A 13138-nucleotide genomic window follows, 5' to 3' on the forward strand; every position below is an offset into this window, starting at 1 on the left:
TCCTCTCCTCCAATAATTTGCTTCTACTTCCTTCCCATTCCTTTTTCGTCGTTGCTTGTCATTGCGAGCCGAGTTTTGGCGTGGCAATTCCCCTCACAAATACTATCGGGACAAGCCCTCGGGGGTACTCGGGATAAACTCATCTTTTATCCTTAAACTCGCAAAGACGGCAACAAGACGAAGACCCGACCTTCGTGATTATTCCATACTGTTTTTACCTTCTCATTGTTTTTTGTACAACTAATAATTTAAAAGTTCATCTGTAACTGCCATCTAAAAAATAGAGCGTTATCTCTGTCTGAAGCATAAAAATTTCCCGGCTTGAAATATTCAAGTAACATTAGACCATCTATATTTTTGTTAAACTTATGAAACAATTGTACCTGTCCCAGATGTCCTCTCTCTTTGCCTGTTCCAAAAAAGACTGCAGGCGCAGGGTTGTCGTTTGCCCTTAAATAATTGTAAGCAAGACAAAAACCTGTTTTATCTGTTATCTTCATATCAGTTTTCGCTCGCCATATCTGCAAGTTTGTCCAATACCCAACCTCGTTCCTTTCTATAACTGAATGGAACACGTACAGTTCACTTAACCAGGGCCATTTTGAAAAGAGTGGGTTCCACCCTTTATCTTTATCTCCTGCATAAGGGTTACCATCGCCTGAAAGATAAGCATAACCAATATCAAGGGTAGGTGAAAGTTTTGCTTCTGTAAAAGCTCTTTTTAAGAAAATATAGCCACCTAAACCGCTCCTATCTCTGTTATCATCGTATTCACCAAACTGGTACGCAAGTTCGCCCCTTAAACTCCAAGGAGCAAAATTATAGACAGCCCTATTTCCAACAGTGTTAAGTTTAAGTTTTTCTATATAATTACCTGCTCTTGTATGAGCATCTTCAGTTTTATGTATATAGTATGGTTCAACAGAGAGGTTATCATCTACCTTAAATTTACCGTAAAGAATAACTGCTCTTTCATCCATTTTAGGGTATATAATGTTTCTATCTTGGTCGTTTATTAAAGGAAGGTATTCATCTTGATAAGTGTTCTGAGTGTATATAATATCAAGCGAGTTTTTTTCATCAAACCTTAGGGTAGCCTTTGCTGCGTTAAAATATAAAGACCTACCTCCATCGGAAGGAGTTCCATCCATTATTAAGAACCCTTCACCGTGGGTCATAAGAAAATCTTGTCGCCCTAACCTCAAATCGACAGGCATCCCAAAAGCGTTTTTAACATCAAGGTATAAGTTATCAAAAAATATTTCTTGATCTTTCAATTCTTTCCCACCCGACATCTGCCCGGTTGTACTCAAGTAATACTTAGGTTCTGTTGTAAGTTTTACAAACATATTCACATCATCAGAAAAATTCCATTTGCCCCAAACACTTGCTTTAAGACGAAAATAATTGTCATCACGCATTATATTGGCTTTATTAAAGTCAAACACATTCTCTACGCACTCTTGTCTGAGTCTTAAATAAAAACCGTAATCAAATACTCCGTCCGCAAAAACTGTGATAGAAAAACTCAAAAATACCAGAAGCAATTTAACTTTTCTCATTATTTCCCCTTTTTATAATAATGTTTTACCAAATTTGGATATTTACCCACTTTTACTTTTTCCTTTACATCCTATTTTGTCACCTCTATAGCGGTAGTGAAGACAAGATTCCGAAGCAAGTCCGGAATGACATACAAGGGGTAAAAGCACAAAGCCCCTCCACCTACGCTAAAATGCAAGCTTCGGCGGATAAACCTCATCCCATTAATCTCTTTGCAGACCCCTGAGGGCTCTCTATCCCAAGTACCTCAAAGGGGAGAAGGTAAAAAAGGGAAGGTGTATGCGCCGTAGTCCCAGAGTGAGTAGACACCCCATACTTTTTTACCTCTTTTTAGACATTAAAATTTTCAACACTTCTATAATTATTCTTCTTTAAAATATCTTCCGCTTTTTCTATATCTGTTGAAGCGACCTTAAGAATAAGGGCGGCTTTAACACCTTCATCCATTATAAATCCATAGGCGTCTTCTATGTTGATACCCTCATCCTCAAGAATTTTGGCAACCTTATGGAACGCCCCAACCTTATCGGGCATCTCCACCACGACAACTTCTTGGAATGAAACAAGAAAATTTTCTTCTTTTAAAATAGCAAACGCTTTATCATTATCATCGGTTATCAATTTTATAATCCCAAAACTTCCGCTATCGGCTATTGTCATAGCCTTCATATTTATTTTGGATTTTTCAAGTATACCAGTTATTTTATTTATTTTACCAGGTTTATTTTCTACAAAAATAGAAATCTGTTTACCCATTGTTCACAATCTCCTTTTATCTAATACTCTTTTGGCTTTACCAGTAGAGGTTGGAAGAGTACCAGGCTCAACAAGTTCAATCACAGGGGTTACAAGAACCACTCTTCTCAAATTTTCTCTTAAAGTTTCTTGCAAATTTTTTAACTGTCTTAACTCACCTTTAAAATAAGTTTTCTGAATTTCAATCTGTATTAATAATATATCTAAACCTTCTTTTCTGTCAAGAATTATCATATAGTTCTTGTCTACTCCAGGCGTCTCCATCAGTACAGTTTCAATCTGAGAAGGAAAAATATTTACTCCTTTAACTATAAACATATCGTCGCTTCTACCTTTTATACGAGCTATCCTACGACATACCCGCCCACATTTACATCTACCATTCAAGAATTTTGTTATGTCTTTTGTCCTATAACGAATAATAGGCATACCTTCTCTTTTGAGAGTGGTTAAAACAAGTTCGCCTTCTTCACCGTCAGGCAAAACCTCCCCGGTGATTGGGTCTATTATTTCTGCTAAATAGTTATCTTCCCAAAGGTGCATACCGTTTTGATGTTCACATTCAAAAGCAACACCAGGACCGTTCATCTCGGAAAGCCCATAACAGTTATGGACCTTTATATTAAATATCGTCTCCAGTTTTTTTCTGGTAGCTTCGGAGTATGACTCTGCGCCCATTATAGCTATCTTCAAGTCAAAACTTTTAGCAGGAGATAAACCTTTCTCTTCGAGAGCGTGCCCTAAATGTAAAAGATAACTTGGGGTGATATGGGCTACTGTTGTTTTAAGGTCTTTTAAAAAACTTATTTGTCTATCTGTATTTCCTGTGCCTATAGGTATAACCATAGCCCCTATTTTCTCTGCACCATAATGTAGCCCCAGCCCGCCAGTAAAAAGTCCGTAACTCATCATATTTTGAAAGATATCGGTTTTTCTTACCCCTGCAGAATATAATCCCCTTGCAACTAAATCTGCCCAGTTATCAACATCCTTTTTTGTATGAAAAATAAGTGTAGATTTACCCGTAGTACCTGAAGAAGCGTGCATCCTAACAACATTGTCAAGAGAGGTTGCAAGCATCCCTGAAGGATAACTTTCTCTTAAATCGTCTTTAAAAGTGAAAGGATATTTTCTAATATCTTCCAATTCAACTATATGAGCATCCAATTTGTGTTTCTTAAAAAAACTTTTGTAATATACAGATTTATTCGCTGTTGAAACAGTTTTTTTTAATCTTTCCAGTTGAATGTTTTTCAACTCGTCTTCTAATATAATCTCTTCTTTCTCTTTCCAGTACATTATTTTCCTTTCTTTTACATAAATATCATAAAAATTATTTGCAATTTAATATATATATCATTCTTTCATCTAATAAACATACCTGTTTTACTTTCTTTAATAAGTTTTTTAGATGGTTTAGATGTAAATAAACTAACAATTACCATTACCAAAATTGATATTAAGAAAGCATAAAAACTAAAATGGAACGGTAGAGGACTCTTAAATTTTGCGTACGCTCCAAAAACAAAAGCAAATATATACCCAGTAACCATAGACCATATAGCGCCGTGCTTATTGGCTCTCTTCCAATATAGTCCAAACAATATAGGAACAACAAATGTAGTTAACATTATTCCTATACCCATCCATATAAGCCACGCCAAAAGTGCAGGCGGGTTAATAGCAAGAAGAAAACTGATTAAGCCAAACACTATAACTGCCACCCTGCTTACAACAGTTACTTTTCTATCATTAGCATCTTTTTTGAACAACTGTTTATAAAAATCCCATCCACAACAGGTACCTATAACAAGCAATAACCTATCCGTTGTTGACATAACAGCAGCAAGTATGACCACAGCAAAAAAAGCCCAAGTAGCTCGAGGTAAAGCATATTTAATCCCAACAAGAAACGAATCGTCTGGTTTTTCTATTACAACAAGCCCGTTTTCAACTAGTGTTCTTACTGCCATCCCTGACATTTTAATCAGGTACATTATCATTATATACATAACAAAAACTAATAGAGGCGCCCACTTAAAATGTTTTTTATTTTTTACTGCTATAACATTGTTGACTATATGAGGACCTGAACCAAGCCCAAAAGTCAACAAAAAGAAGAATGAGATAAGAAACAATGGTGTTGTGAAAGCATAACCAGGAACTGGTGGATGTGCCTGAGGATAAGCAATTTTAAGCATATTAGGGTCTATATTTCCCATTGTTGTATTTATAGCAGACAACCCTCCTGCACTCTGTATTATAATAGGTGCTACAAGCAGAACTCCAAAAAATATAATGAACCCTTGAAAAAGAGTTGTCCAGGAGACTGCATATAGCCCGCCAAGCAAAACGTAGATAACAACGATTACAGCCCCTATAAACAATGCTTGAGTTTGAGGAATTCCAAGCAACCATTTTAAAACAATGGCTATTGCTGTATATTGCCCGACTAAATATATTAAAGAGGTTGTAAGAACAGCTATAGAAGAGATAGTTCTAACAACTTTAGGGCTTTCAAATCTGTATGCAAGATAATCTTGAAGGGTAAGAAACTTTTTATCTTTACATACTTCATATAATTTATATCCGTAAAATATTATTGCTACAGCACAAGTGAGTGGAACAAAAATCTGTTCCCAAAAAGTTGGCCATCCTGCTATATATCCAAGCCCAGAAACACCAAGAAGAGTCATCCCGCTTGTTGTAGAACCAAGTATAAGCATAACAAAAAGCCAAAAACCTAAATTTTTTCCTGCCGCTATATAATCTGAAGCAGTTTTAATCTTCTTACTTGAAACCATTCCAATAACAAGCATAAAAACAAGGTAAAGAACAACAACAATAATACTTCCTAATCCCATATTTCCACTGTCCATAAATTCCTCCAAATCTTTATTTAAATGTTAGAGCCCACCAGAGAAGCCAAACTATACCCGCTAACGGTAATACCAAAAAAAACATAAGAAAAGTCGATAAAGGCAAATTAAACATTTTTCCCTCCAAATAGTTTCTTCAATGTTTCTTCAGAAACAGGTTTTGTCAATAAACTTACAACAAAATATACTACACCACAACCAATAAGAACTATAAACTCCAAAGTACCCATACCTATTTTATTTTGTGTTACAAATATACTACCAATTAAGGTTGAAACAACTCCATAAACCATACAAGCTATAGCCCCAGCAGCAGTAGCTCGTTTCCAATAAAATGAGACCGCTGTACAAAAGATAAAAATACCTCCCAACCCAATAGAAGCGTATCCCATAAATACGGCAAGTAAGGTGGAGTATTCTTAAATGCCCAGTAAAAAGGAATGAAAAGGAAAATACCTATAAACACTTTTGTCAGTTTTAATAAAGTGCTGGAAGATGTTTGAGGACGCCAAATATATATAATATCCCTTGTAACATTTCCTGCCATAACCATTATCATAGCAGAAAGAGTAGAAAGAGCAGCCGCAAAAACGCCTGTTACATATAAAATCGTTAAAGGTTTTCCTCCTGCAACCATAGCAAGAAATGGAGCAGCAAGGTCCCCTTTCCAGGGGTTAATATTCAGCAACTCTTGACCAAAAACAGCTCTGCTACATAAACCTGTTATAGCATTAAGAAATATTGGAGGTCCAGCTACAAGAAAAACCATAAGGGTTACAAGAAAGAAATCTTTCTTATTCAATTTCTTCATACCTACAAATCTTGCCACATTATGGGGGAACCCGGTAGCCATAGTCAAAAATATAAAAAGAGTAGCGAGAACTCCAACAGGGCTTGAAAATAGTTGAGCATTACCTACCTTTGGCAAATCGTCTCTAATTAGATTAATAAGAGCTGGGTTTTCTGCTGCAAGTTTCATATTTAAAGCAGTCGGTCCCCCAACAAAAATAAGGGATACTATCCCAAGCGCAAAACAGGCAATTCCAAGTATAGCTCCCTGTATAGCAAGAGACCATTGTGTGCCAGTATAACCTCCAACCACCATATATATAAAAACTACAACACCTGATATTAGAAGACACCATAACGCAGGAAGTTTTGTCACAGCATACCATATAGTTGCACCAGCTTTAAACTGACCAACCGCGTAAAGAATCATAAAAAATATCATAATAAGAGCTGAAAGGGATTGCACCACTTTGCTGTCAAATCTTATGCAGAGCGCTTCAGAAACAGTTTTTGCCCCAAATTTCTGAGAATACATCTGCATTTTTTCCCCTGTAAAAAAAAGGCAAGGCATAATACCTACAATTGTCCATATACCTGCAAACCACATACCAGACCAACCAAAAGAATAAGTTATTCCCATCATTCCAAGAGCAGCCCACCCGCTTAACCAGGTTGCTCCAAGAGCAAGTCCGGTCACAATAGGACCTATATCATTATGTCCTGACAAGAAAGATTCAAAAGATTTGGCCTGTTTTCTACTTAAAAATCCAACAGTAATACATACCAGCAACATTAAGCCAATACCGACAATTGCCCATAACGCATACGATTTATCAGGAGCAAGAAGGGTTTTTACTATATTGCTTGCCTCAATCATTTTTCCACCCCCTTATCCTTAAAATCAGCCCAACAATTGTGAATACTGTGCTTAATACAACAACAATCCACCATGTTGCCCAATTTTTGTCCATATATCTCCTTTGTCCCGTTTGTTACGAAAGTTTTAAGAAAAAACGTCACAAGGTGTAATTAGTTTATTATATTCTTTCTATATCCTCTCTTTCAAGAAGTTTTATGTTTTCTTCTCTTAATACTGTCGCAGCTTTTTCTGGTTCCTCCACCCTTACCACTACCAGAGCTTTGTCTCCTGATTTTTCTACAAATGCGTATATATATTCCACATTAACAGAGTTGCTCTCGAGAGGTTCTATTATAGCCAGAAGACCGCCAGGTTTATCTATAACTTCCGCAACAATCACAGGAGTAAGGTTTACAGAGATATTTTCATCTTTAAGAATTTCAACGGCTTTTTCTGTCTCTTGCACAATGAGTCTTAACATACCGTAATCTGATTTTTCAGCCAACGACATGGCTCTTATATTGATTTTATTTTTACTTAAAACAGCCAAAACTTCTTTAAGTCTACCCAACCTGTTTTCAAGAAAAACAGAGAGTTGCATAATAAACATATTCTTCACCTCCTCCTATTGCTCATATTTTAAGGTGTTTGAAAGATTTTTGTTTTTTATCTTTTATCTATAACTCTTTTGGCTTTACCTTCACTTCTTTGGATACTTTTTGGCTCTACAAGTTTAACTTTAACAGATATCCCGAGAGCACTTTCTATTTCTGAAACCATTTTTATTTCTAACGTCTCTAATTTTTTGATTTTATCAGAAAAAATATTTTCATTCATTTCTACCTGAACTTCCATTTTATCAAGGTACCTTTCTTTTGTTATAATAAGTTGATAATGGGGCGCAACTTCTGGCATATTCATTAAAACTGTTTCTATTTGAGATGGAAAAATATTGACCCCTCTTATAATCAACATATCATCAATCCTACCTTTAATTTTACTTATCCTTGGCATTGTTCTACCGCAATGAGTACACGGTTGGTTAGTCAAAGTAACAATATCTCCTGTTCTGTATCGTATCAACGGTAGAGCTTCTTTAGTAAGTGTTGTTATAACCAATTCTCCTTCTTCATCTTCTTCAAGAACCTGCCCTGTTGAAGGGTCGATAATTTCTGGATAAAAATGGTCTGCCCATATATGTAAACCTTCTTTACCTGCACACTCCATAGCAACGCCAGGACCTATAATTTCTGATAAACCGTATATATCGAGAGCCGTTATATTCCATTCTTTTTCTATCTGTTCTCTCATCCCTTCTGTCCAAGGTTCAGCACCTAAAATACCAACCTTAAGTTTAGTAGTAAAAGGGTTGAAACCGTATGCTCTCGCTTCTTCTGCCATAAAAAGCGAATATGAAGGAGTACAGGTTAAAGCCGTGCTACCAAAATCTTTCATTACAGCAAGTTGCCTTTTTGTGCCACCAGCAGAAATAGGTATTACTGTTGCACCCAGTTCAAGTGCCCCGTAATGGACTCCCAACCCGCCGGTGAAAAGACCGTATCCATAGGCGTTTTGTATTATATCGCCATTCCCAATATTGGCACAAACAAGAGACCTTGCCATAACCTCTGACCAGAGTTTAATATCTCTCTGAGTATACCCTACAACAGTCATTTTACCAGTTGTACCCGTTGAAGCGTGTATTTCAAAAACTTCTCCCATAGGCACAGCAAAAAGAGAAAACGGGTAATGGTCTCTCAGCGTTGATTTGAGCGTAAAAGGTAAATATTGTAAATCTGAAAGACAAGAAAACTTTGAAATGTTTATCTTCTTTTCATCAAAAGATTTACTATAAAATGGCACCTTTTCTGAAACGTACTTAACAACATCTTTTAGTCTCTCAATTTGTATTGCTTTTAATTGAGCAGAAGCAGCAATCTCAATATCTTTGTTAAAATAGTTCATACCTTCTCCTATAATATTTCTTTGCAATTATACCAATATTATCTTATAATAATCTATTATTTATCCTTATAATTTAGACTCTACTTGCTTTTTTGTCAAATATTCCTTCCTTACTTTAAAAGGAAAACAGGAATCCCCCTTAAACAGGTACGGTTAAGTTTGCAAACAATAGTGGAGAGTAGAAAAGAGGGTATAAAAGAGTGGAAATAGCAATAATTGTAATAAGGAAATAAAAGATATGACTAAAAAATATTTACTTGGAAATGATGCTATTGCGTATGGTTTAATTGAAGGTGGAGTAGAAGGTGTCTTTGGATACCCAGGAACTCCTTCATCTGAAATAACACAAAAACTTATTGAACTTTCGAAAGAATATAGGTTTTATGCAGAGTGGTCCGTGAACGAAAAGGTTGCTTATGAAAACGCCTACGGCGCTTCTTTGACAGGCAAAAGAACGGTTGTTATTATGAAGCACGTTGGCTTAAATGTTGCTTCAGACGCTTTTATGACATCCGCATACACAGGAGTAGAGGGAGGGTTTGTTATAATTGTAGCAGACGATCCTTTTGCTCACTCTTCACAAAATGAACAAGATTCCCGCAGGTACGCTATATTTGGTAAAGTTCCTTACTTTGAGCCGTCTTCAATACAGGAAGCTAAAGATATATCCACATTTGCTTTCTCTTTCTCAGAAAAGATTGGGCTACCTGTCATTATAAGAAGCGTAACAAGAATATCTCATGGTAAATCGGATGTGATATTAGGGAATATCAATAAGAACTACTCTAAAACTTCTTTCAAAAAAAATCCTGAAAAGTTTGTTATGGTCCCTGCCAATGCAAGGACTGCACTAAAAAAACTTAATGAGAAACAAGAATATATTAAAACAGAGATAGAGAAATTGCCTTTCAATTCAGAAGAGAAAGGGGATGCAACAGGAATAATAGTTTCAGGTATTTCTTACCAATATGTGAAAGAAATAAAAGAAAAACATAACCTATCTTTCTCGCTTCTAAAAATATCTTCATACCCCATACCAGATAAACAAATAACCAGTTTTATCAAAGATAAAAAAGAAGTTATAGTTTTTGAAGAAGGAGAACCTGTCATTGAAGAAAATATTTATATTATCGCAAAAAAATATGGTTCAAATATCCTTATAAAAGGTAAGTTAGAAGGAACTCTCCCCATAGAAGGAGAATATTCTCTTGAATTGGTTGAAAAAACTCTTGTTGGTCAAAACATCCACACCTCAAACCTAACATCAAAATCTCAACCTTTGCCAGTAAGAGCCCCTGTGTTGTGCCCAGGATGTCCGCATATAGGGTCTTTCCATATACTTAAAAAAGTCTTTGGAAAAGATTCTATCTTTCCTGGTGACATAGGATGTTACACTCTTGGTGTACAGTTGGGAACTATTGATACTTGTCTATGTATGGGGGCAGGAATAAGTATGGGGACAGGAATATCAAGATTTGAAAAGGATAGACCTGTTATATCAATAATAGGTGATTCTACCTTTTTTCATTCAGGTTTAACTGGACTTATAAACGCTTGCTATAATAAAGCAGACCAGATTGTGGCTATTTTAGATAACAGAACAACTGCAATGACTGGTCACCAACCTCATCCAGGAACAGGAGAAACAGCTATAGGTGAACCTACAATCAATATCAATCTTGAACAGTTAATTCTTGCAATGGGTATTGAGAAGGTTATAACAGTTGACCCTTATTTCATTAAAGAATCTATTGAAAAATTAAAAAACTTCAAAGACTATAAAGGGGTTAGGGTAATTATTTTTAAGAGAAATTGTATTTTCGTAGGTAAACAACCTAAAAAACAGTTTTTTGTTGATAAGAACAAATGTACTGGGTGTAAACTATGTTTGCAACTTAAATGCCCTGCTATTATTTTTAAGGATGGGAAAGCAGAGATAACCAACCAATGTAGTGGTTGCGGGATATGTGTAGAAATATGTCCTTTTAACTCCATAGAGGAAATTAAAGATGGAAACTAAAAATAGGTGCGATATTTTAATATCAGGAGTTGGGGGTCAAGGTATTCTTTTATGTTCAGATATACTTGGGGAGGCTTCTATTTATGAAAACCTTCCAGTAAAAGGTGCTGAAGTTCATGGTATGGCACAAAGAGGCGGTTCAGTTGAAGCTCACGTGCGTATAGGTTGTTCTTATGGACCTATGATACCTCTTGGTAAAGCAGATATACTATTAGCAATGGAACCTCTTGAAGGTGCAAGGTATTCTTACTATTTGAAAGAAGGTGGGTTTGCAGTAGTAAATACTAGAAGAATCCCTCTGCTCGGAGAAGAGTATGATATTGAAAAGACGCTCTCAATTATAAGAGAAAAAACATCAGATATTATAGCAGGGGATTTTTTTAACTCAGTTCAGAAGGTATCTTCCGGTAAAGCATTAAACATTTTTATGTTAGGTATAGCGTCATCTAAAATACCACTCAAAAAAGAGTCTTTACTGTTAGCAATAGAAAAGAACGTAAAAGAAAAATTTGTTCAGATGAACCTAATGGCTTTTGAGGAAGGAATTAAAATAGGTACCTAAAACCTATCCTGCTATTGTGGCAACATAAAAAAGAGAAATTCTCTCCAACTTAACACAAGTTGCTAACCCTTGATTAGAGCAAGTTAAATGCTTTTCTTTATATATTTCATCTTCTTAGTAATCTCTTTAGAGAGTTTTAACGCTATCTCTTCCATACCAGCAAGTGATGGGTGCCCTAAATCAAATGATAGCCCGGAAATATCTGTAATAAACTTTCTTCCATCAAGATGAATAACCTTATCAGAATTGATACTTTTTACGAGAGCCTTTACAATCTTTCTGAACTTTTTAGGTTTATCAGGGTCTGAAAGAATATAAGTTTTAAGGTAAGGGAATATATCAATACAGAAGAGATACTTGTTGGGATGCTTTTTATGAACTCGCCATAGAAAATATTCTACTCTCTCCTTAAACTCCGCCACATCAGACCGGTGAAGCATATTCACTCCTATCTCAAAAGAGGCAAAATCCCAATCGTCTCTTTCAGATATATAGTCTGCAAACTGGTTTTCAAAACGGGCTCCACCTCCAAACCCAAGATTAAACAGGTTAACCCCAAGCATAGTAGCAGTTCTCATAATATATGTTCCTGAGGAACTAACAGCGCTTGCACCGTGAGTTATGGAAGAACCATAAGCAAGATAGTTTAACGAAGGTAACTGGGACTTAGAGGGAGGTTCAAAATCACCTTCAATATCAATAATTTTCATCTCTCCGTTGTAAGGGAGTATTACTCTGGTAAGAGAAGTATCAAAAGGTAGGTTTCTACCCTTAGACAGGTGATTTAAATGTTCAATATTAGCAGGAAGAGTTATAGGAATTGTTACGATTTTATTATCTATCAAATGAACACTCTTCTGAAAAACTCCCTGATAAACCTCCACGATCCCATTGGCAAGAAGCGTTATTTTAGCGTCCTTGCTTTTCAGATTAAATCTCATTTCACACCCTGAAGCCTGTCTTGCACCTATAACCACAGACGGGTTTGAGTTTAACCTCAAGCTTTCTGGAATCCTGTTTATATAAAAGCCTCCATCATCCTCTATAAGTTCAACCACATTATGAAACAAAATATTCTTATATATCATATTATCTCCATTTGTTAAAATTCTTCTAACAAATTCAACGTATTTTACCCTCTCCCCGCCCTACTTTGTCAACATCTATTGAGCGGTAGTAAAAACGAGATTGCCACGTCAAGAAGCGCTCGCAAAGAGAGACCTGACATATTTTTTGTATATTTTAATCTATTTACGTAAAATATGTTACAATAATTAAAATGTTTTAAACTCTTTAATAAGGAACAATATGAAAAAAACACTCTATTCAGGACTATTCTTATTACAGTTTACAATCTTATTTGGGCTCTCAGGATGTAAAACCCCAGCAAATATCAACGTCGATACAGACAATGCCTCAGTCTATAACAACTGGCCACAGGTTCAGTTTGAAGGTTGTAGAATACTTCTTGCTACAGAACCTCAACTTGCACATCAAGGGTTTGCTATTGCTTCTTATAGGGATTTTGACAACACTATTATTATATTCCCCAACATATCCGAAGGCACAAAATTTATTAACCATAACCAAGGATATGGCGCTGTAAAAAGGGACCTAAAAATAGTCTTTTTTGATTCAGAAATGAATATACTTAAAGAAGATATAATGACAAAAGAAGACGGGTTTTCTGTAGCGCCACCTAAAACCAGTTTTGCCATTGAAGGTTTGCCTGCCAAATAAATACG

At 35.8% G+C, this 13138-nt stretch carries 12 protein-coding genes; 3 read left to right on the forward strand and 9 right to left on the reverse strand.

Annotated elements, in window-relative coordinates; all coding sequences use genetic code 11:
* Window positions 1-248: 248 nt before the first annotated feature.
* The 8 genes from M0P98_01285 to M0P98_01320 all read right to left on the reverse strand — a co-directional run bounded on the left by M0P98_01285 (window position 249) and on the right by M0P98_01320 (window position 8811).
* Entirely contained in the window at window positions 249-1562 is a 1314-nt protein-coding gene (locus M0P98_01285; protein MCK9265510.1) for an alginate export family protein, read from the reverse strand.
* Between the two features lie 331 nt (window positions 1563-1893).
* Entirely contained in the window at window positions 1894-2319 is a 426-nt protein-coding gene (locus tag M0P98_01290) for an ACT domain-containing protein (GenBank protein MCK9265511.1), read from the reverse strand.
* A gap of 3 nt (window positions 2320-2322) precedes the next feature.
* Entirely contained in the window at window positions 2323-3618 is a 1296-nt protein-coding gene (locus M0P98_01295) for a phenylacetate--CoA ligase (protein MCK9265512.1), read from the reverse strand.
* A gap of 65 nt (window positions 3619-3683) precedes the next feature.
* On the reverse strand, window positions 3684-5198 hold the full coding sequence (locus M0P98_01300; protein ID MCK9265513.1) for a sodium:solute symporter family protein: 1515 nt from the start codon (window positions 5196-5198) through the stop codon (window positions 3684-3686).
* A 107-nt stretch (window positions 5199-5305) separates the two neighbouring features.
* A complete protein-coding gene (locus M0P98_01305) occupies window positions 5306-5491 on the reverse strand; it encodes a hypothetical protein (protein MCK9265514.1) in 186 nt (61 codons plus the stop codon).
* 5 nt (window positions 5492-5496) lie between these two features.
* Window positions 5497-6864 carry a hypothetical protein gene (locus M0P98_01310; GenBank protein MCK9265515.1) on the reverse strand — a complete coding sequence of 456 codons (1368 nt, stop codon included), beginning with the start codon at window positions 6862-6864 and terminating at the stop codon, window positions 5497-5499.
* 160 nt (window positions 6865-7024) lie between these two features.
* Window positions 7025-7456: an ACT domain-containing protein gene (locus tag M0P98_01315; protein ID MCK9265516.1), complete on the reverse strand. Its 432-nt coding sequence runs from the start codon at window positions 7454-7456 to the stop codon at window positions 7025-7027.
* 56 nt (window positions 7457-7512) lie between these two features.
* Window positions 7513-8811: a phenylacetate--CoA ligase gene (locus M0P98_01320; protein MCK9265517.1), complete on the reverse strand. Its 1299-nt coding sequence runs from the start codon at window positions 8809-8811 to the stop codon at window positions 7513-7515.
* A 238-nt stretch (window positions 8812-9049) separates the two neighbouring features.
* On the opposite strand from M0P98_01320, the gene iorA reads away from it, so the two are divergent.
* Together iorA and M0P98_01330 are read left to right on the forward strand one after the other, a co-directional pair.
* Window positions 9050-10831, forward strand: coding sequence for an indolepyruvate ferredoxin oxidoreductase subunit alpha (iorA, locus tag M0P98_01325; protein MCK9265518.1), 1782 nt, complete (start codon window positions 9050-9052; stop codon window positions 10829-10831).
* Window positions 10821-11393 carry an indolepyruvate oxidoreductase subunit beta gene (locus M0P98_01330; GenBank protein MCK9265519.1) on the forward strand — a complete coding sequence of 191 codons (573 nt, stop codon included), beginning with the start codon at window positions 10821-10823 and terminating at the stop codon, window positions 11391-11393. Before iorA ends, M0P98_01330 begins: the two co-directional genes overlap by 11 nt.
* 83 nt (window positions 11394-11476) lie before the next feature.
* Here M0P98_01330 and M0P98_01335 read toward each other — a convergent pair whose 3' ends face one another.
* Window positions 11477-12481: a hypothetical protein gene (locus tag M0P98_01335; GenBank protein MCK9265520.1), complete on the reverse strand. Its 1005-nt coding sequence runs from the start codon at window positions 12479-12481 to the stop codon at window positions 11477-11479.
* Window positions 12482-12701: 220 nt separating this feature from the next.
* On the opposite strand from M0P98_01335, the gene M0P98_01340 reads away from it, so the two are divergent.
* Window positions 12702-13133: a hypothetical protein gene (locus M0P98_01340; protein MCK9265521.1), complete on the forward strand. Its 432-nt coding sequence runs from the start codon at window positions 12702-12704 to the stop codon at window positions 13131-13133.
* Window positions 13134-13138 lie beyond the last annotated feature (5 nt).

It is taken from the genome of bacterium, assembly GCA_023230585.1.
Taxonomy (GTDB): Bacteria; Ratteibacteria; UBA8468; order B48-G9; family JAFGKM01; genus JALNXB01.